The following is a 22,840-nucleotide window of genomic DNA, read 5'->3' as shown; positions in this document are numbered from 1 at the left end:
CAGATGAGCACCGGCGAGATCGAGCAGACTGGCACCGCCGCCCTCAGGGACGAACTCCTGCGCCGCCGGCTCAGCGGTGGGGTGCGCGGCAGGCGGCAGGGCATCGGTCGAGCCGACCGGTCCCTGCCGCTGCCGCTGTCCCACGGGCAGCAGCAGATGTGGTTCCTCAACCGGCTGGAGCCCGACAGCGCCGAGTACCTGGTGCCGTTGGCGTTCCGCCTGCGCGGGACCCTGGACGCCGGGTCGCTCGAGCGGGCGTGGTCCGAGCTCGTCGCCCGGCACGAGATCCTGCGCACCCGGTACGTGCTCGACGGCACCGAACCCGTCCAGGTGATCGACCCGCCGGTGCCGTTGGGGCTGCCGGTGATCGAAGTGTCCGATGTGGACGCTGCCGACGCCGTCGTCGCCGGTGAGGCGACCACGCCGTTCGACCTGGAGCACGACTGGCCGGTCCGGGCGAGGTTGGTGCGGCTCGCCGACGACGACCACGTCCTGATCCTCGTCTTCCACCACGTCGCGTTCGACGCCTGGTCCACCCGGATCGTCGGGGACGAGCTCAGCGCGCTGTACACGGCGTTCCTCGACGGGGAGCCGTCGCCGTTGCCCCCGTTGCCCCCGTTGTCGTCGCAGTACGCGGACTACGCGGCGTGGCAACGCGACGATGCCGCGTTGTCCCGGCAGCTCGGCTACTGGCACCGGCAGCTCGCCGGAGTGGAGCCCACGGACCTCCCCGCCGACTTCGCACGTCCCCCGGTGCGCGACTCGTCGGGTGACGCGGTCTCGTTCGAGCTGCCCGCCGACCTGGCCGTGCGGATCAGGGAGGTCGGCCGGCGTCACGACGCGACGCCGTTCGTCGTGCTGCTCGCCGCGTTCCAAGCCCTCGTCGCCCGCTACACCGGGCAGACGGACGTGCCGGTCGGCACGACGGTCTCCGGCCGGACGCGCCCGGAGTTGCAGGGGCTCATCGGGTACGGCATCAACAACCTCGTGCTGCGCACGCGCTGGGACGGCGACCCGGCGTTCGGCGACCTGGTCGAGCAGGTCCGCGGCACGCTCGTCGACGCCTACGACCACCAGGCCGTCCCGTTCGCCCGGCTGGTCGACGACCTGCGGCCCGAACGGGACATGTCCCGCACGCCGCTGTACCAGATCGCGTTCACCATGCACGAGCGCGCGGGCGCGCCGTTCGCGATGCCCGGCCTCTCGGTCCAACCGCACGAGGCCACCGGCCGTGTCGCGAAGTGCGACCTCGAGCTGCAGGTCAACGACCTCCCGGACGGTTCGTTCGCCGGTCAGTTCGTGTACGCGACGTCGTTGTTCGGCGAGGAGACCGTCCGGCGCATGGCGGGCCATCTGGTGCGGCTGCTGGAGTCCGCGCTGGCCGACGACACGACCCCGTTGTCCCGCTTGGAGATCCTCGACGCCGACGAGCTCGCGTTCGTCATCGGCTCGGGTGTGCCGGAGCCCGTGACCGACCGCGTGCACGCGTTGTTCGAGGCGCAGGTCGAACGGACCCCGGACGCGGTCGCCGTCGTCGCCGGCGGCGTGTCGCTGACCTACGCGGAGCTCAACGCGCGCGCCAACCGTCTCGCGCACCACCTGCAGGGACTGGGCGTCGGCCCGGAGTCGCTCGTCGGTGTCTGCCTGGAACGCGGCGCGGACCTGCTGCCCGCGCTGCTGGGCGTGCTGAAGTCCGGTGCGGGTTACGTGCCGCTGGACCCGGTGAACCCGGCGGTCCGGCTGGGCTACGTGCTCGCCGACGCCGGTGTGCGGATCGTGGTGACCGACGCGTCGTCGCGGTCTCTGGTCGAAGGCGTGCACGACGGCGTGCTGGTCGACCTGGACTCGACGGCGTCGTGCCCGGACACGAACCCCGAGTCGTCGTCCACATCGGACAGCGTCATCTACGTGATCTACACGTCCGGGTCGACGGGCAAGCCCAAGGGCTGCGTGCTGACCCACGCGAACGTCGTGCGTCTCATGCGCACCGCTCAGGAGCACTACGAGTTCAGCGAGTCCGACGTGTGGTCGATGTTCCACTCGTACGCGTTCGACGTGTCGGTGTTCGAGATGTGGGGCGCGCTGCTCTTCGGCGGAACGCTGGTGGTGGTGCCGCGCGAGGTGACCCGCTCGCCGGAGGACTTCCTGGACCTGTTGGTGGACAACGAGGTCACCGTGCTGAGCCAGACGCCGTCGGCGTTCCGCTCGCTGGTCTCCGCCGCCGCCGACGGTGACGAGCGGATCGACCGGCTCGCGGTGCAGGTGGTCATCTTCGCCGGTGAGAAGCTGGAGATGCCGGAGCTGCGGCCGTGGGTGGCCCGCCGCGGTCTGCGGAGTCCCGTGCTCGCCAACATGTACGGCATCACCGAGACCACCGTGCACACGACGTACTACGAGGTTCAGGAGGGCGACCTCGCGGTCTCGGCGGGCAACCCCGTCGGACGGCCGCTCAGCGACCTGCGCGTCCACCTGCTCGACCCGTTCGGCAACCCCGTGCCGATCGGTGTGCCGGGCGAGATCCACGTCGGTGGTCCGGGTGTGGCGCGGGGTTACCTGAACCGGCCGCAGCTCACGGCCGAACGGTTCGTGCCGGACCCGTTCGGCGCGCCGGGTTCTCGCCTCTACCGCAGTGGTGACCTGGCTCGCCGCCGGGCGGACGGGAGTCTTGACTTCCTCGGCCGTCTCGACCACCAGGTGAAGATCCGCGGTTACCGGATCGAGCTGGGGGAGATCGAGGTCGCGCTCACCGCGCACCCCGGTGTCCGGGACGCGGTGGTGATCGCCCGTGACGAACGGCTCGTCGCGTACGTGGTGCCGTCCGGTGACGAGACTCCTGCCGACCTGCGTGAGGTGCTGGGGCGCGACCTGCCGGAGTACATGGTGCCGGCCGCGTTCGTCACGCTCGGCGCGTTTCCCCTGACACCCAACGGAAAGCTCGACCGGCGTGCCCTTCCCTCGCCGGACCTCGACGCGTTCGCCCGCGCGGAGTACGTCGCGCCGCGGACACCCGTCGAGGAGCAGGTCGCCGGGGTGTGGGCCACCGCGCTGGAGGTCGAACGGGTCGGTGTGCACGACAGCTTCTTCGACCTCGGCGGCGACTCGATCCGCGCCGTCGCGCTCGTGGGTGCGCTGCGGGCGGAGGGTTTCGACCTCGCGGTGCGCGACGTGTTCGACCGCAGGACCGTGGCCGAGCTGTGCGAGCTGATCACCGGACGTACGGCGTTGTCCGCCGCGGACCAGGCCCTGGTGCAGCCGTTCTCGCTGATCTCCGAGTCCGACCGCGCGGCACTGCCGGACGGTGTCGTCGACGCGTACCCGTTGTCGCAGATCCAGACCGGCATGGTCATCGAGATGCTGGCCGACGACACCTCGAACAACTACCACAACTGCTCGTGCTTCCGGATCCTCGACGACAGGCCGTTCTCCTGGGAGGCGTTCGAGCGCGCCGCCGAGATCGTCGTGGAGCGGCACGACATGCTGCGCACCTCGGTCCACCTCACCGACTACTCGGTGCCGCTGCAGCTGGTGCACGCCACCGCGACGATGCCCATCGGGCAACGCGACATCAGCCACCTCGACGCCGACGGGCAAATGGCGTCGTTGCAGGACTTCGTGCGGGAACAGCGGGCCACGCCGTTCGACCTCACCGCACCCACGCTGATGCGCTTCCACGCGCACCTCACCGGCACCGACAACTGGTGGATCTCCATCACCGAGTGCCACCCGGTGATGGAGGGGTGGAGCTACCACTCGTTGCTGATGGAGCTGCTCCGGCTCTACCGCGCCCTGCGCGACGGCGTCGAACCCGAGCCGTACGACCGGCCGGACGTCCGGTTCGCCGACTCCGTGGCCGCCGAGCTGGAGTCGCTCACGTCCGGTGTGGACGGTGCCTACTGGCGTGACGTCGTCACCCGGTACCCGAAGGTCACGCTGCCCACCGGCTGGGGCGACAGCCCGGACACCCCGCGCACCACCCACCACGTGCGGATCCCTTGGGACGACCTGGAGACCGGGCTGCGTTCGCTCGCCGCGACCGCCAAGGCCTCGCTGAAGAGCGTCATGCTGTCGGCCTACCTGAAGGTGATGAGCCAGCTGACCGACGCACCGTCGTTCCACGGCGGGCTGGTCTACGACGTGCGGCCGGAGGTGCTCGGCGCGGACCGGGTGTTCGGCATGTACCTCAACACGCTCCCGCTGCCGTTCGACCGCGGTGCGAGCACGTGGCTCGACCTGGTGCGGCAGGTGTTCGCGCAGGAGGTCGAGTCGTGGGCACACCGCAGGTACCCGTTGCCGGCGGTGCAACGCGAGCTCGGTGACGTGCAACGCCTGATCGACGTCTTCTTCAACTACCAGGACTTCCGCCAGGTCGACACGGACCTCGTGGACGCGGCCGTCGGCATCGACGACAGCCCCACCGAGTTCCCTCTCACGATCTCCTCGCGCAACAAGCACATCTTCCTCACCGCGAGCTCGCTGTCGCTGAGCCTCGCGAACACCGAGCGCATCGCGGCGATGTTCCGGGCGGTGCTCGCGGACATGGCCGCCGATCCGTTGCGGGACGCGCAGAAGACGTTCATCGGCGACGAGGAACGCGCGCGGATGCTCGGCGAGTGGGCGGTGAACCCGGTGCCGCCGGTGGAGCTGTGCACCTACGAGCTCTTCGAACAGCAGGTCGTCCGCACGCCGGACGCGATCGCGGTCGTCGCGGGCGACCGGCGGCTGACCTACGTGGAGCTGGACGTGCTGGCCAACCAGTACGCGCACCAGCTGCGGGCCATGGGCGTCGGCACGGAGTCGGTCGTCGGTGTCCTGCTCGACCGCGGAGTCGAGCTGCTCGCGTGCCTGCTGGGCGTGTGGAAGGCGGGCGGCGCGTACCTGCCGATGGACCCGTCGTTCCCGGCCGGTCGCGTAACCGGCATGCTCGCCGACGCCGATGCCGCCGTGCTCATCACGCAGTCGGCGCACCTCGGCGACTTCGACGGCCGGACGCTGGTCGTCGACGTCGACGACGTCTCGGACCTGCCGACGAGCCCGCCCGAGCGGGTCGCGGACCTCGACCGGCTCGCGTACGTGATCTACACGTCCGGCTCGACCGGGCGGCCCAAGGGCGTCCAGGTGCCGCACCGCGGCCTGGTGAACCACGTGCGCTGGGCCGTGGAAGAGCTCGCGTCGCAGGGAACCGGTGGCGCGCCGCTGTTCTCGTCCATCGCGTTCGACCTGGTGGTGCCGAACCTGTGGGCTCCGGTTCTCGCGGGGCAGGCGGTGCACATGGTGCCGCAGGACACCGACCTCGGGGCGTTGGGCGCGTATCTGGCGCGAACCGTGCCGTACAGCTTCATCAAGCTCACGCCCGCTCACCTGGAGGTGCTGACGCACCAGCTCACACCGGAGCAAGCGAACGGGCTCGCCTCGGTGCTGGTCGTCGCGGGCGAGGCGTTGACGCGCCGCGTGGTGACGGCGTGGCAGGAGCTCGCCCCGGACGTGCGGCTGGTCAACGAGTACGGGCCCACCGAGACGTCGGTCGGCACGTGCATCTACCCGGTCGAGGGGCCGATCACCGCGGAGATCCAGCCCATCGGGCGGCCTCTGCCGAACGTGACGATGTACGTGCTGGACCGGCGGCTGGAGCCGGTACCGGTCGGTGTGCCGGGTGAGCTGTACGTCGGTGGCGCCGGTGTCGCGCGCGGGTACGCCGACCGGTCGGAGCTCACCGCCGAGCGCTTCCTGCCCGACCCCTACGGCCCTCCCGGTGCGCGGCTGTACCGCAGCGGTGACGTCGTGCGGGTGTTGCCGTCCGGTGACGTCGACTTCCTCGGCCGCGGCGACGGCCAGGTCAAGATCCGCGGCTACCGGGTCGAGCTCGGCGAGATCGAGGCCAGGATCGCCGAGGACCCGCGCATCACGGACGTGCGGGTCGTGCTGCGCGAGGACAACCCCGGCGAGAAGCAGCTCGTCGCCTACCTGGTCGCCGAGCAGACTCCCGACCCCGTCGAGCTGCGGGCCCGGCTGGAACCCGTGCTGCCCGCGTACATGGTGCCGTCCGCCTTCGTGCCGCTCGACGCCATCCCGTTGAACGCCAACGGAAAGCTCGACCGCACCGCGTTGCCCGCGCCGGGTGAGGACGCGTTCGCGCGAGCCACCGTCGTGGCGCCGCGCACTCCGCTCGAGGAGCGGGTCGCGGCGGTGTGGTCCGACGTCCTGGGATCGGACGTGCTGGGCGTGCACGACGACTTCTTCGAGCTCGGCGGCGACTCGATCCGCGCTGTCGCGTTGATCGGTGCCCTGCGCGGGGCCGGCCTCGACGTGTCGGTGAAGGACGTCTTCGAACACCGCACGATCGCCGCGCTGTGCGCACAGCTGTCCGGACGGGACGCGGCCGCGGCGGAGGAGTTCGTCCCGCCGTACGCCCTGATCTCGGACACCGACAGGGCCGCCCTGCCCGCCGGGATCACCGACGCGTACCCGCTGTCGCAGGTGCAGACCGGCATGCTGGTCGAGATGCTGGCCGACACCGGCCGCAGCAACTACCACAACGTCAACGTGTACGTGGTGCACGACGACCGCCCGTTCGACTTCTCCGCGTTCGAACGGGCCGTGGAGATCGTCGTCGCCCGGCACGACGTGTTGCGCACCTCGGTGCACCTCACCGACTTCTCGGTGCCGATGCAGCTCGTGCACGCCGGCGCCGCGACGCCGACGGGCTGGCGCGACCTGCGCTCGCTGGAGGTGCGGCAACGCCGGGCCGAGGTGTCGGACTTCGTGGCCGCCGAGCGGGCCGACGTGTTCGACCTGTCCGCAGGATCACCGCTGCTGCGGGTCTTCGCGCACGTCATGGCCGACGACGAGTGGCTGTGCTCGTTCACCCAGATCCACGCGGTGATGGACGGCTGGAGCAACCAGCTCTTCCTGATGGAGCTGGTGGAGTGCTACCGCCGCGTGCGGGACGACCTGGACGCCGAACGTCACGAGCCCGTGCCCGTGCGGTACGCGGACTTCATCGCCGCCGAGCTGGCCGCGCTGGAGTCCGAAGAGGACGGTGCGTACTGGCGGCAGCTGGTCGACGGGCACGCCAAGTTCACGATTCCGGCCGGCTGGCACGGCGACCTGACGCAGCCGCGCGAGACCGTGCGTGCCGGAATCGACTTCGGTGACCTCGCGGACGGGCTGCGCACGCTGGCCGCCTCGGCCAAGGTGTCGATGAAGAGCGTGCTGGTGGCCGCGTACCTCAAGGTGATGAGCCAGCTGACCGACGAGCCCGCGTTCCACGCCGGGCTGGTCACGCACTCCCGGCCGGAGGCGTCCGGCGCCGACCGGTTGTACGGCAACTTCCTCAACACGCTGCCGTTCCCCGCGGACCGCACGGCGCGCACGTGGCGGGAGCTCGTGCGTCAGGTGTCCGATCGTGAGATCGAGGCCTGGGCGCACCGGCACTACCCGATGCCCGCCATCCGCAGGGGCGCCGACCGGCTCGTCGACGTGTTCTTCGGGTTCCTCGACTTCCACCGGCTCGACTCCGGCGTCGCCGAGGACGGCTGGGGCTTCAACGACGCCCCCAACGAGTTCGCGCTGGCCATCACCTCGCTCGGTGGCCTGCTGAGCATCAGCACCAACTCGCACGTGCTCAGCCAGGCCAACGCCGACCGCGTCGCCACGATGTTCCGGGTGGTGCTGGAGGCCATGGCGTCCGATGTGGACGGTGACGCGCTGGAGGTGTACCTGCCCGCGGCCGAACGGACGTGGCTGCGTGAACTGGGCGAGACCTCCCCGGTGCCAGTGACGGCGTGTGTGCACGAGCTGTTCGAGGCGCAGGTCGAGCGCACTCCGGACGCGGTCGCGGTCGTCGCGGGTGACGTGTCGTTGACGTACGCGGAGCTGAACGCGCGGGCGAACCGGTTGGCGCATCACCTGCGCGGGCTCGGTGCCGGCCCCGAGTCATTGATCGGTGTGTCCCTGGAACGCGGCCCCGACCTGCTGCTGGCGCTGCTCGGCGTGCTGAAGTCCGGTGCGGGCTACTTGCCGTTGGATCCGGTGAACCCGCCGGAGCGGTTGCGATACATCCAGGACGATGCCGGTGTTTCGATGGTCGTGACGTCGTCCGTGATGAGTGAGGTGTCCGAGGGGCCGGACACGAACCCGTCGCGGATCTCCGTGCCGGACAACGCCATCTACACGATCTACACGTCCGGGTCGACCGGCAAACCCAAGGGCTGCGTGCTGACCCACCGCAACGTGGTGCGGTTGATGGAGACCGCGCAGGAGCACTACGAGTTCAGCGAGTCGGACGTGTGGTCGATGTTCCACTCGTACGCGTTCGACGTGTCGGTGTTCGAGATGTGGGGCGCTCTGCTGCACGGCGGAACGCTCGTGGTGGTGCCACGTGAGGTCACTCGCTCGCCCGAAGACTTCCTCGACCTGTTGGTGGACAACGGGGTAACGGTGCTCAGCCAGACTCCCTCGGCGTTCCGCTCGATCGTCACCAACGCGGACGACCCGAGGATCGACCGGCTCGCGGTGCGGGCGGTGATCTTCGCGGGTGAGAAGCTCGAGATGGCCGAGCTGCGGCCGTGGATCGACCGCGTGGGACTTGAGCGGGTCGCGCTGGTCAACATGTACGGCATCACCGAGACCACGGTGCACACGACCTACCACCGGGTAACCGAGGCGGATCTGGCGTCGGGCAACGCGATCGGCAGGCCGTTGCGCGACCTGTTCGTGCACCTGCTCGACAGTTCCGGTCATCTCGTGCCGATCGGTGTGCCGGGCGAGATCCACGTCGGTGGTCCTGGCGTGGCGCGGGGTTACCTGAACCGGCCGGAGCTGACGGCTGAACGTTTCGTGCCGGATCCGTTCGGTGCGCCGGGTTCTCGTCTGTACCGCAGTGGTGACCTGGCTCGTCGCCGGGCCGACGGGAGCCTCGACTTCCTCGGCCGTCTCGACCACCAGGTGAAGATCCGCGGTTACCGGATCGAGCTGGGGGAGATCGAGGTCGCGCTCACCGCACACCCCGGTGTCCGGGACGCGGTGGTGATCGCCCGTGACGAACGGCTCGTCGCGTACGTGGTGCCCGAAGCTCCGGACGACCTGCGCGAGACGCTCGCCAGGGCCCTGCCGGACTACATGGTGCCGTCGGCGTTCGTCGCGATCGAGTCGATTCCGCTGACCGCCAACGGGAAGCTCGACCAGCGCGCGTTGCCCGACCCCGACCAGGACTCGTTCGCTCGCAAGGACTACGTGGCGCCGCGCAACCCCGTCGAGGAGCGGATCAGCTCGGTCTGGCGTGACGTGCTCGGCGTGGACCGAGTGGGTGTGCACGACGGCTTCTTCGAGCTGGGCGGCGACTCGATCCGCGCGGTGCGGCTGGTCGGCGCGCTGCGGGCAGGCGGCCTGGACGTCTCGGTGCCCGAGGTCTTCGAACACCGCACGGTGAGCGGCCTGGCCGCGGTGCTGGCCGGCAGGGACGGTCTCACCGGCACGCGCGGCCCGGTCGAGCCGTTCGAGCTGATCGGTGCCGCGGACCGGGAGAAGCTGCCGGACGGTGTCGTCGACGCCTACCCGATGTCGCTGGTGCAGACCGGAATGGTGGTCGAGATGCTGACCGGCGTCGACACCTACCGCAGCTTCGTGTCGTACCGGATCACCGACGACGGGCCGTTCTCCGCGGAAGCGCTGCGGGAAGCGACGCGGATCGTCGTGTCACGGCACGACATGCTGCGGACGTCGTTCGACCTGTACACGTACTCGGTGCCGATGCAGGTCGTGCGTGGCGACGTGGACGTCCCGGTCACGGTCCACGACCTGCACGGCCGCGACGACGACGCGTTGATGGAATCGCTGGTCCAGCAACGGAACTCGCGCTTCGAACTGGACAGGGCGCCGCTGCTGCGGGTCGCCGCCCACGTCACGGACGACGAGGGCTGGTGGCTGTCGCTCTGCCGCCCGCACGCGGTCACCGAGGGCTGGAGCCACAACTGGCTGCTGGCCGAGCTGATCGACTGCTACCGGCGGCTGCGTTCAGGTGCCGCGCCCGCGCCGTACACCGCGCCCGAGGTCCGGTACGCCGACTACATCGCCGCCGAGCTGGCGTCGCTGGAGTCCGAAGAGGACATCTCCTACTGGCGTGACGTCGTGAACACGCACACCCCGGTGTCGCTGCCCGAGTCGTGGCGCGGCGAGGAACCGGGCGAGAGCTACGACGTGCGCGTGCTGCTCGACGACATCGAGGCCTGCCTCACCGCGCTGGCGACCGAGCTGCACGTCTCGGTGAAGAGCATCCTGCTGGCGGCGCACGTCAAGGTGATGGGCCAGCTGACGGAGGCGCCGGCGTTCCACGTCGGTCTGGTGTGCGACGCGCGGCCTGAGCTGCTCGGTGCGGACCGGGTGTACGGCATGCACCTCAACACCGTGCCGTTCGCGGCGGACCGCTCCGCGCGGACGTGGCGGCAGCTCGTGCTGGGGGTGTTCGACCGCGAGGTCGGGCTGTGGCCGCACCGCCGGTACCCGATGCCCGCGATCCAGCGCGAGTGGCGCGGCGGACGGCTGGTGGACGTGGCGTTCAACTACGTCGACCTGCCGAAGGAGGAGTCGGCGGGACCGGACGTCGAGTCCCGGTACACGTTGTCGCAGACCGAGTTCGACCTGACGCTGCACTGCCGTCCGAACCGGTTGAACCTGACCACGAACACGCGGGTGCTGTCCCGTGAGGACGGTCAGCGGCTCGCCGAGATGTACCGGGCGGTGCTCGACGCGATGGTCGCCGATCCCGACGGCGACGCCCGCGTGACCTACCTGCCCTCCGGTGAGCGGAGGCGGTTGCTCATCGAGGCGTCCTCGACCGAGCGCGAACCGGTGGACCTGTGCGTGACGCACGAGTTCGAACGCTGGGCCGCGCTCACCCCGGACGAGATCGCTCTGACCGCCGACGACCGCGCCACGACCTACGGCGACCTCAACGCCGAGGTGAACCGGCTGTCCCGGCACCTCACCGAACTGGGTGTGGGCCCCGAGGTGCTGGTCGGGATCTGCCTCGAACGGTCCCCCGAGTTGATCACCGCCGTGCTCGCCGTGCTCAAGGCGGGCGGCGCCTACCTGCCGCTCGACCCCGAGACCCCGTCCGCGCGACTGGGTTTCATGCTCGCCGACGCGGACGCGCGACTGCTGATCACGCGGAAGCCGTTGCTGGACAACGTGTCGCACGAGCGCACGGTGCTGGTCGACGAGGCAGGGGAGTGGTCTGCCCAGTCCTCGCACAACCCGGTCGCTCGGGCGACGCCGGACAACCTCGCGTACGTCATCTACACGTCCGGTTCGACCGGCCGTCCCAAAGGCGTGATGGTCCGGCGCGGCGGGATGGGCAACCACCTGCTCGCCAAGATCGAGGACCTCGGTCTCACCGCGGCCGACAGCGTGGTGCAGAACGCCTCGCCCACGTTCGACATCTCGGTGTGGCAGATGCTGGCGCCGCTGGTCGTCGGTGGCGTGGTGCGGGTGGTCGACGCGCACACCGCGCTCGACCCGGACGCGCTGTTCGGCGTGACCGCGCGCGAGCGGATCTCCGTGCTGGAGGTCGTGCCGTCCCTGCTGCGCACCGCTCTGCAGGCCGGGTCCACGCCCGCCCTGCCGCACCTGCGGTGGCTGATGGTCACCGGCGAGGCGCTGCCGCGGGAGCTGTGCACGCAGTGGTTCGAGAGGTTCCCGCGCATCCCGCTGGTCAACGCCTACGGCCCGACCGAGTGCTCGGACGACGTGACGCACGCGTTCCTGTCCGGTGAGCTGCGCGGGCACAGGGTCCCGATCGGCGAGTCCATCCGCAACACCCGGCTGTACGTGCTGGACGCCCGGCTGGAGCCGGTGCCGGCCGGTGTCGCCGGTGAGCTGTTCGTCGGCGGCCTCGGTGTCGGCCGCGGCTACCTGAACCGGCCCGACCTCACGGCGGAGCGGTTCGTCCCGGACCCGTTCGGGCCCGCGGGGACGCGGCTCTACCGCACCGGCGACCTGGTGAGCTGGCGGCCCGACGGTGCGCTGGACTTCCTCGGCAGGATCGACGACCAGGTCAAGGTGCGCGGGCACCGGATCGAGCTCGGCGAGATCGAGGCCGAGCTGGCCGCGGCCGACGAGGTCGGACAGGCGCTGGTGATGGTGCGCGACGAACGGCTCGTCGCCTACTACACGGCGGTCGCCGAGGTGTCCCGCGAGACGCTGCGCGACCGGCTCGCCGCCGCGCTGCCCGACTACATGGTGCCCGCGGCGTTCGTGCTGATGGACGAGTTCCCGTTGACGCCCAACGGGAAGCAGGACCGCAAGGCGCTGCCCGCTCCCGGTGACGACGCGTTCGCTCGTGGTGAGCACCTCGCGCCGCGCACACCGGTGGAGGCGCGCGTCGCCGAGATCTGGCGCACGTCGCTCGGTCTGGAACGGGTCGGCGTGCGAGACGGGTTCTTCGACCTCGGCGGCGACTCGATCCGTGCCGTCGCACTGGTCGGCGCGTTGCGTGCGGACGGGTTCGACGTCGCCGTGCGCGACGTCTTCGAGGCACGCACGGTCGAGAGCCTGTGCCGGATGATCTCCGGCCGTGACGTGGCGAGCGAGGACGTGTTCGTCGCACCGTTCGAGCTGATCTCCGCCGGCGACCGTGCCGCGTTGCCCGAGGACGTGGTGGACGCCTACCCGGTGGGCCGCACGCAGCTCGGCATGATCATCGAGATGCTGGCCGACGACGGCCGCCACCCGTACCACATCATCAACACGTTCCGGGTCACCGAACCCGAGCCGCTCGTGCCCGCCGCGCTGGAGGCGGCGGCCCGGGTTCTCGCCGACCGGCACGAGGTGCTGCGGACGTCGTTCCGGCTCACCGGTTTCTCCGTGCCGCTGCAGCTGGTGCACCGGGCGGTGGATCTCCCCGTCGAGCTCAGGGACGTCCGCGGACTGTCCGAAGAGGACCTGGGCCGCGTCCGGCAGGACCTCGCCGCGCAACAGCGTGCCGCCCTGTTCGACGTGGCGCGGGCGCCGCTCATGCGGATCATCGCGCACGTCGAGAGCGACGACGCGTGGTGGGTGACGTTCACCCAGTCGCACGCGATCACCGAGGGCTGGAGCTACCACCTGCTCCTGATGGAGCTGCTGGACGTCTACCGGGCGATCCGCGACGGTCAGGACCCCGAGCCGTACGACCGGCCGCGGGTGCGCTTCGCCGACACCATCGCGGGAGAGCTGGCCGCGCTGCGGTCCGACTCCGACCGCGCGTACTGGCGGGACGTCACGGCCTCGCAGGTGCCGGTCTCGATGCCGCCCGAGTGGGCGGGTGACTCCGACGAGCGCGTGTACATCGAGGTGCCGTTCGAGGACCTCGGCGACTCGCTGCGTTCGCTGGCGGCAACGGCCGGCGTGTCGATGAAGAGCGTGCTGCTGGCCGCGCACCTGAAGGTGATGGGGCAGGTCACCGACGAACCCGCGTACCACACGGGCCTGGTGTGCGACGTGCGTCCGGAGACGGTCGGTGCGGACCGGGTGCCCGGCATGTACCTCAACACGTTGCCGATGGGCATCGACCGCAGCGCGCGGACCTGGCGCGAGCTCGTCACGCAGGTGTTCTCGCGTGAGGTCGAACTGTGGGCGCACCGGCGTTACCCGATGCCCGCGGTGCAGCACGAGTGGGGCGGCGGACGCCTGATCAACGTGCTGTTCAACTACCTCGACTTCCACCAGGTCGACACCGACAGGGTGGCCACCGGGACGCGGATGAACATCGGTCCCAACGAGTTCGACCTGTCGATCTTCAACCGGGGCGACCGGCTCTGGGTGAACTCGCACGAGCGGGTCCTCAGCCGCGCCAACACCGAACGCCTCGCCGGGATGTACCGCTCGGTGCTGGAGGCCATGGCGTCCGATGTGGACGGTGACGCCCGCGTGGTGTACCTGCCGCACGGAGAGCGCGAGCGGTTGCTGGAGCAGGCGACGAGAGGCACGGCGTCCGCCGGGCTCGTCACATCCTGTGTGCACGAGCTGTTCGAGGCGCAGGTCGAGCGCACTCCGGACGCGGTCGCGGTCGTCGCGGGTGAGGTGTCGTTGACGTACGCGGAGCTGAACGCGCGAGCGAACCGGTTGGCGCATCACCTGCGCGGGCTCGGTGTCGGGCCGGAGCAGCTGGTCGGTGTGTGCCTGGAGCGTGGTCCGGATCTGTTGCCGGCTCTGCTCGGTGTGCTGAAGTCCGGTGCGGGCTACCTGCCGTTGGATCCGGTGAATCCGCCGGAGCGGTTGCGGTACGTGCAGGACGATGCCGGGGTTTCCGTCGTCGTGACCTCGTCGATGTTGAGCGAGCTGCCCGATGGGCCCGAGACCAATCCTGTTCGCGTTTCGGTGCCGGACAACCTGATTTACACGATCTACACGTCCGGATCGACGGGCAAACCCAAGGGCGTGTGCCTCACGCACGCCAACGTGGTGCGGTTGATGGAGACCGCGCAGGAGCACTACGCGTTCGACGAGTCGGACGTGTGGTCGATGTTCCACTCGTACGCGTTCGACGTGTCGGTGTTCGAGATGTGGGGCGCTCTGCTGCACGGCGGAACGCTCGTGGTGGTGCCAAGGGAAGTCACCCGCTCGCCCGAAGACTTCCTCGACCTGTTGGTGGACAACGGAGTCACGGTGCTCAGCCAGACTCCCTCGGCGTTCCGCTCGATCGTGGCGGCCGCCGCCGACGGTGACGAGCGCATCGGCAGGCTGGCCTTGCGGGCCGTGGTCTTCGCCGGTGAGAAGCTCGAGATCGCCGAGCTGCGACCGTGGATCGAGCACGTCGGTCTCGGCAGGATCGCGCTGGTCAACATGTACGGCATCACCGAGACGACGGTGCACACCACGTACCACCGGCTGGCCAAGCGCGACACGGTGCCCGGCGCGGGGAACCCGATCGGCAGGCCGTTGAGCGACCTGACCGTGCACCTGCTGGACTCCTACGGCAACCTCGTGCCGGTCGGGACGCGCGGCGAGATCCACGTCGGTGGTCCCGGTGTGGCACGGGGTTACCTGAACCGGCCGGAGCTCACGGCCGAACGGTTCGTGCCGGATCCCTTCGGCGCGCCCGGTTCCCGCCTGTACCGCAGCGGTGACCTGGCCGTGCGCCGGCCGGACGGCAGCCTGGAGTTCGCCGGGCGGGCCGACGACCAGATCAAGATCCGCGGCTACCGGGTCGAGCTGGGTGAGATCGAGACGGCGCTGCTCGGGCACCCGAGTGTGCGTGAGGCGGTGGTCGTCCTGCGGGACGAGAGCCTCGTGGGCTACGTCGTCCCCGCCGGTGAGCTGGATCCCGGCGAGCTGCGGGCGTGGCTCGGGCAGTCGTTGCCCGACTACATGATCCCCGCCGCGTACCCCGTGATCGACCGCGTTCCGCTCACGCCCAACGGGAAGCTGGACAAGCGGGCGTTGCCGGCTCCTGACCGCGGCGCGTTCGCGGGCGCGGACTTCGTCGCTCCCGTGACGCCGCTGGAGGAACGGGTCGCCGCGATCTGGCGCCAGGTGCTCGGGGTCGACCGGGTCGGCCTGGCCGACGGGTTCTTCGACCTGGGCGGCGACTCGATCCGCGCGGTGATGATCGTGGGCGAGATGCGGACGGCCGGTGTGCTGGTGACCGCGCTCGACGTGTTGCGGCACCAGACGATCTCGGCGCTGCTCGCCCGCTCGTCCGGAACCGCCGCGGTGGAGCCGGTCGCGCCGTTCTCACTGCTGTCCGACGCCGACCGCGAGCTGGTGCCGTCCGGTCTCGTCGACGCCTATCCGTTGACCCAGACGCAGACCGGCATGCTCGCCGAGATGCTGTCCGGGGACGGCCCGCGCAGCTACCACCGGGTGGCCTCGGTGCGGATCGGCGCGGAGGAGCCGTTCTCGCGGGACGCGCTGCACCGGACGCTGGAAATCCTGGTCGCACGGCACGACGCGCTGCGGACGTCGGTGGACACCGAACGGTTCTCCGTGCCGATGCAGCTCGTGCACGCGTCCGCCGAGGTGCCGTTGAAGGTCGTCGACCTGACCACGGCCGCTGATGCGGACGCCGTTGTCCGCGCGGCGTTGCGCACCGAGAGCGAGACCCTGATCCCGCACGCCGAAGCGCCGTTGCTGAGGGTGTGCGTGCACCGGCTGGCGGGCGGGGAGTGGCAGCTCACGATCACCCAGTCGCACGTGGTCATCGACGGCTGGACGTTCAACACGCTGCGCACCGAACTGCTGGAGACCTACCGGGCGTTGCGCGACGGTGCCGACCTGCCTGCCTTCACCCTTCCGGCGCTGCGGTACGCCGACACCGTCGCCGCCGAGCTGCGCGCTCTGGAGTCCACTGAGGACCGTGCGTACTGGCAGGGCGTCGTCGACGGGTACGAGCGGTTCACGCTGCCGGACGGCTGGGGCGAGGCCGGAGACGGCTACCAGCTCCGGGTGCCGCTCGACGACCTGCCCGTCCGGGAGGCCGCGGCCGAGATCGGTGTGTCGGTCAAGAGCGTGTTGCTGGCCGCGCACCTGAAGGTGTTGAGCCAGCTGACGCCTCTACGGCGGTTCTGCTCGGGGCTCGTGACCCACTGCCGTCCCGACGGCGGCGACCGGGTGTACGGCACCCACCTCAACACCGTGCCGTTCCCGGTGGAGATGTCCGCGCCCACGTGGGCCGGTCTCGTCCGGCAGGTGTTCGACCGTGAACTGGAAGCGTGGCCGCACCGGCACTTCCCGATGCCCGCGATCCAGCACGACCTCGCCGGCGGTGGCCGTTTAGTGCAGGTGTACTTCAGCTACGAGGACTTCGGCACGCTCGACGTCGCGGGTGACCCGGCCGAGGGCTTCAGCCGCGACGAGTTCCCACTGGCCGTCACCGCGTCCGAGGCCTGCCTGTTCCTCGCCTGCGACTCGGCCTTCGTCAGCAGGGCGAACGGTGAACGGCTGGCGGAGATGTACCGGGCGGTGCTGGAGGCGATCGTCGCGGACGTCGACGGCGACGCGCGACAGGCGTTCCTGCCCGCCGGTTCACTCGTGCTGCCGGCCGGACCGGCCTCGTCGGTGACCAGCTGCGCTCTCGACAGGTTCGAGGAACACGCTGCTGCCACGCCAGATGCACCGGCGGTGATCTACGACGGCGCCGAGGTGTCCTACGTGGCACTCGATGCGCGGGCGAACCGCATCGCGCACCGGTTGCGCGCGGCGGGAGTGGGCACCGAGTCGGTCGTCGGCGTGCTCGTCGGCAGGGGCGTGGATCTCGTGGCGTCGCTGCTGGGGGTGTGGAAGACGGGGGCGGCCTACGTCCCGCTCGACCCTGCGTTCCCGCCCGTGCGGCTGACCGAGATGCTGCGCGACTGTGCCGCGCTGGTCACCGAGTCGGTGTGGGCGGTGGACTTCGGCGGACACCGGCTGGTGGTCGACGTCGAGCCGCTCGACGACCTCCCGGCCGACGCACCCGTGCGCAGCACCGACCTCGACCGGCTGGCGTACGTCATCTACACGTCCGGGTCGACCGGCCGTCCCAAGGGCGTGCAGGTCACGCACCGGGGCCTGGCCAACTTCCTGTTGTACGTGGGTTCGGAGTACCTGGTCGACCGGGGCGCACCGCTGTTCGCCTCGATCGCGTACGACATGGTCGTGTCCAATGTGTACGGACCGCTGACCTCGGGGCTGCCGTTGTCCGTGGCACCACGGGACCTGGACCTCGACGCGCTGGGCTCGTGGCTCGCGGAGCACGGACCGTTCGACTTCATCGAGCTGACGCGCAGCCACCTCGAGCTGGTCACCGGTCAGGTGAGCGATGTGCTGGCGAGGGACCTGGTGGTCGGTGGCGAGGCCGTCTCCGGTCACGTGGTCGCCGAGGCCCGCGCGCTGGTCGACGGCCGGGTGGTGAACTCCTACGGGCCCACCGAGATCACGGTGACGTCCAACGAGTTCACGGTTCCGCCCGGCCACGACGGCAGTGATTTCCGGTCGCCGGGCGATGGGGTGGTGCCGATCGGCACGCCGCTGCCCGGCGTGACCAGCTACGTGCTGGACTCCTGGCTGCAGCCGGTGCCCGCCGGCGTGCCGGGTGAGCTGTACGTCGGCGGAACCGGTGTGGCCCGCGGTTATCTGGGACAGCCCGCGATGACGGCCGATCGGTTCGTCCCGGATCCCTTCGGTGCTCCCGGTTCCCGGCTGTACCGCACCGGTGACGTGGCGCGGGTGCTGCCGTCCGGTGATCTCGACTTCCTGGGCCGCGGCGACGGGCAGGTGAAGATCCGCGGGTTCCGGGTGGAGCTCGGCGAGATCGAGGCGCTGCTCGCCCAGCGGGTCGACGACGTGCGCGTCGTCCTCGACGGGCAACGGCTGATCGCCTACGTCGTGGGCGAACAGCAGGAGCTGCGCGGGTGGTTGTCCGAACGGCTGCCCGCGCACATGGTCCCGGCCGCGTTCGTGTGGATCGACCAGATCCCGCTGACCGCCAACGGAAAGCTCGACCGGCGCGCGTTGCCGTCGCCGGACGGGGAGTCGTTCGCCCGGCGTCCCTACCAGGAACCGATCACGGACACCGAGCAGTGGCTGGCGGACCTCTGGAGCGAGCTGCTCGGCGTCGAACGGGTCGGTGGCCTGGACCGGTTCTTCGAGTTGGGCGGGCATTCGATCCTGGTGTTCCAGGTGATCGCCGCCGCCCGGCGCACGGGCAGGACGTTGTCGCTGCTGACGATGTACCAGGACGACAGCCTCGCCGCCGTGGCGTCCGCGATGGACCGCGCCAGGCCCGCCCGGATCGAGGTACCGGGCGATGTGCCCGGTGCGAGCATCGCGGTCATCAGGAACGGTGCGCTGGCCGAGGTGCGGATCAGGGGCGAGGTGACCACGGACACGATCTTCCAGGTCGGTTCGCTGAGCAAGCCGGTGACCGCGTTCGCCGTGTTGCGCCTGGTGGAGCAGGGAGTTCTCGACCTCGACGAGGACGTCAACGGCTACCTGACCGGGTGGTCCGCGCCCGCGTCCATGACGTTGCGGCACCTGCTCAGCCACATGTCCGGGCTGGAACCGACACCGAGTACCGGACATCCCCGCGGCAAGGAGGTTCCGGCGCTCGTCGAGTTGCTGGCGGCGACCAGGCTGGGGGTGCCACCGGGAACCCTGTTCCGCAAGGCCAACATCCACTACTCGGTGGTGCAGCAACTGCTCGTCGACGTCACCGGGCGATCGTTCGCCGAACTGATGCACGACCTGGTGTTCACCCCGCTCGGCATGACGAACAGCGGGTTCGGCCACACGTTCCCGGACGGCAGGGACGTGGCGCCCGGCCACGACGAGGAAGGCCGCCCGATCGACGGCGGCTGGCTGTTGTGGCCCGACGAGGCCGCGGCCGGTCTCTGGACGACCTCGACCGATCTGGCCGTGTTCCTGCTGGAGATCCGGAAGTCGTACCTCGGCGAACCAGGAGGGGTGCTGCCACGGGAGCTGGCCCGGGAGATGCTGACGCCGCAACACAGGCACACCGCTTACGGCCTCGGTGTCGTCGTCGACGACCTCGGCACGGACGTCCAGTTCGGGCACGGTGGCACGGGCGGCGGCTACCACGCGATGGCCATGTGCCGCATCGGTCAGGGCACCGGCTTCGTGGCGCTGACGAACTCGGACGCGGGTGCGAGCGTGATCAAGAAGTACACCTCGCTGCTCGACGGTGACCTGTGAGCGTCACGGAGACGCGCCCGCTGCGGCACAACCGGGACTTCCGGCTGCTGTGGGCGGGCGCGGGGATCTCCGCGCTGGGCGGCACGATCACCAGCGTCACGTATCCGCTGCTGATGATCTGGTACGGCGGATCGCCAGTGCAGGCCGGGCTCGTCGGCTTCGCGGCGTTGCTGCCGATGCTGCTGCTCCAGCTGCCCGCCGGGGTGTTCGTCGACCGCTGGGACCGGCGCCGCGTGATGATCGTCTGCGACGCCGTGTCGTTCGTGTCGATCGGCAGCGTGGCGGTCTCCTTGCTGTTCGGGACGTTGTGGTTGCCGCACCTGCTCGTCGTCGCGTTCCTGGAGGGCAGCGCGCAGATCTTCTACCGCCTCTCCGAACGCGCGGCGGTGCGCAACGTCGTGCGTCCCGAGCACCTGCCCGCCGCGCTGTCCCAGAACGAGGCGCGCAGCCGTGCCGCGGGCCTGCTCGGCCAGCCGCTCGGCAGTGCGCTGTTCGCGCTGGTGCGCTGGGCGCCGTTCGTCTTCACCGCGATCGGTCACCTCATCGCGCTGGTCACCTTGCTGTTGATCCGCAAGGAGTTCCAGACCACACGCGAGAGCGGGCGGCGCGACGTGCGGGCCGAGATCGCCGAGGGCGTCGGATGGCTGCTGCGGCAACGGTTCCTGCGGTCCGCCGTGCTGCTGGTGGGCTGCACCAACATCCTGTTCCAGATCCTGTCGCTGAGCCTCGCCGTGACGATCAAGAACCACGGCGGCTCTCCCGCCGTGATCGGTGTCATCGGCGCGGCGTCCGGCGTCGGTGGCGTGCTCGGCGCGATGAGCGGGTCCTGGTTCGTGCGCAGGCTCCGGCCCGGCATGGTGATCATCGTCGTGTTCGCGGTGTGGGCAGCGTTCATGCCGTTGATCGCGCTGACCGCGAACCCGGTGCTGCTCGGCGCGGTGTTCGCGGGCATGTCGTTCGCCGGTGCGCTGATCAACGTGATGGCGGGCGTGTACCAGGTGCAGGTCACCCCTGACGAGATGCAGGGCAGGGTCGGCAGCGTGGCCGGCCTGCTCAGCTCGGGCGCGAACTCGTTCGGCGCGCTGACCGCCGGGTTCCTGCTGGCCTCGCTGAGCGTCGGCGGCACCGTGCTCGGTGTGAGCGCCGTGATGGCCCTGTTGGCTGTGACCGCCTGGCTCACGCCCGTCATCCGCACCACGCAGTACCGCGAAGGAGTGAGCACGTGACCAAGTCGATCGAGACGCCGAGCCTGTTCAGCCAGTACGGGCAGACCGACCCGTACCCGCTCTACCGGCGGCTGCGCGAGCTCGGTCCGGTGCACTGGGACGAGTGGATGCGCACCTGGATCGTGCTGGGGCACCAGGAGATCACCCAGCTGTCCAAGGACCCGCGGCTGTCCGGTGCGCGGATCGAGTCGTTCTACGAGCAGCTCCCCGCCACCGCCCGCACCGGGCTGGCGACGCTGAAGGACGCCCTGGCGCCCATGATGCTGTTCAACGAACCGCCCCGGCACACCCGGCTGCGGCAGCTGTTGCGTCCCGGCCTGACACCGCGGTTCATCAAGGAGATCCGGTCGGTGATCACCGCGCGGGTCGACGAGCTGCTCGACGAGGCCGCCGGGCGCGGCGGGATGGACGTGATCGCGGACTTCTCCGAACCGCTGACCCGTGACGTGATCACGCAGCTCGCGGGCGTTCCCGAACGCGGCGCGCACCTGCTGGAGAGCTGGCAGGGACTGCTGCACGAGTTCTTCACCCAGTCCCGCAGGGAGGTGCCGCGGATCGCCGCACTGCGCGGGCTGTTCGACGAGGGCGCCCAGGCCCGTCGCGACGGCACCGGTACCGACCTGTTCACGAAGATGATCTCCGGTCAGCTCGCACGCGACGAGTACACAGAGGACGAGATCTTCGCGAACTTCCTGCTGCTCATCGACGCGGGCCAGGCGACGACCACACACCTGATCGGCAACGCCGTGCTCGCCCTGGTCGAGCACCCGGACCAGCAGACCCTGTTGCGCCAGCAGCCGTCGCTCGCCGCCAACGCGGCGCACGAGTTCATGCGCTACGACAGCTCCGTGCAGTTCACGAGCCGCGTCGCCCTGGAGGACTTCGAGATCGCCGGGCACCGGATCGAACGCGACCAGTCCGTCGCGCTGGTGCTCGGTGCCGGCAACCGCGACCCGCAGCGGTACGAGTCTCCCGATCGGCTGGACGTGACCCGGAAAGCACACGACCACCTGTCGTTCGGGCACGGCATCCACTACTGCCTCGGTGCTTCGCTCGCCCTGGCCGAGATCGAGATCGCGATCTCCCGTCTGTTGCAACGGTTCTCTTCGCTGACGCTGGTGGACTCCTCACCGGTGTGGCTGGAGAGCATCAACTTCCGGTTCCTCAAGCGCCTGCCCATCACCGTGGAGGAGCAGTGACATCCTTCCGCTCCTTCCTGCCCCAGCCGCAGGCACCACGCCAGCTGGTGTGCTTCCCCCACGCTGGCGGCGCGGCGAGCGCGTTCCGCGGCTGGGCCGAGCTCGTCGGCCCCACCACCGAGGTCGTGGCCGTGCAGTACCCGGGACGTCAGGACCGGTTCGGCGACCCGCTGCCGGAGGACATCCCCTCGCTCGCCAGGTGGATCGCGGACGAGATCGAACCTCGGCTGATCCGGCCGACCGCGTTCTTCGGGCACAGCATGGGCGCCACCGTGGCGTTCGAGGTGGCCAGACGTCTTCAGCCCAGGTTCCCGTCCCGGCTGGCGAGGCTGTACGTCTCGGCCTGCGACGCACCACCGGCACACCGCCCGCGCACCACCGACTTCGCCGACGAGGAGATCCGCGCCTACGTCCGCTCCCTCGGTGGCGCCGGCGCGGCGCTGCTGGCGGACGACGACCTGTGGGAGCTCTCGCTTCCCGCGCTGCGCAACGACTTCCGGATCATCGAGACGTACCGGTACGCCGCCGGCGCTCCGCTGACCTGTCCGGTCACCGCGATCGCCGGGGACGCCGACGACTCGGTGTCGCTCGCCGACGTGCAGCGGTGGCAGGAACTCACCATCGGGCCGTTCGAGGCTGTTGTCCAGCCCGGCGGTCACTTCTACTTCGACGACTCGGCCGCGGGGCTCGCCGAGATGTTCCGCGAGGACGCTCGCTGGCCTGTTCCCGCCCGGATAGTCGAAGTATAGGCCG

General features: G+C 70.2%; 4 protein-coding genes. All 4 read left to right on the top strand.

The genetic code is table 11. The annotated features are described in order from the left end of the window. The first annotated feature begins 3 nt into the window (after positions 1-3). From AOM45_RS20340 to AOM45_RS20325, 4 genes are read left to right on the top strand one after another with little or no spacing between them, the layout of a single operon-like run. Positions 4-19,662, top strand: a complete 19,659-nt coding sequence (locus tag AOM45_RS20340) for a non-ribosomal peptide synthetase (RefSeq protein WP_059362617.1) — start codon at positions 4-6, stop codon at positions 19,660-19,662. Then, on the top strand, positions 19,659-20,888 hold the full coding sequence (locus tag AOM45_RS20335) for an MFS transporter (protein WP_030469189.1): 1,230 nt from the start codon (positions 19,659-19,661) through the stop codon (positions 20,886-20,888). Before AOM45_RS20340 ends, AOM45_RS20335 begins: the two co-directional genes overlap by 4 nt. After that, on the top strand, positions 20,885-22,087 hold the full coding sequence (locus AOM45_RS20330; RefSeq protein WP_030469190.1) for a cytochrome P450: 1,203 nt from the start codon (positions 20,885-20,887) through the stop codon (positions 22,085-22,087). The genes AOM45_RS20335 and AOM45_RS20330 overlap by 4 nt, the downstream gene beginning before the upstream one ends. Next, on the top strand, positions 22,084-22,836 hold the full coding sequence (locus tag AOM45_RS20325) for a thioesterase II family protein (protein ID WP_035911095.1): 753 nt from the start codon (positions 22,084-22,086) through the stop codon (positions 22,834-22,836). The genes AOM45_RS20330 and AOM45_RS20325 overlap by 4 nt, the downstream gene beginning before the upstream one ends. Positions 22,837-22,840 lie beyond the last annotated feature (4 nt).

The sequence above is a fragment of the Lentzea aerocolonigenes genome (assembly GCF_000974445.1).
GTDB lineage: Bacteria > Actinomycetota > Actinomycetes > Mycobacteriales > Pseudonocardiaceae > Lentzea > Lentzea aerocolonigenes.
This window is presented reverse-complemented; position numbering and strand designations above follow the sequence as displayed.

Excerpts from the sequence above, each read along its gene's own strand:
- AOM45_RS20340 (WP_059362617.1), top strand. The coding sequence starts at position 4 with ATGAGCACCGGCGAGATCGAGCAGACTGGCACCGCCGCCCTCAGGGAC.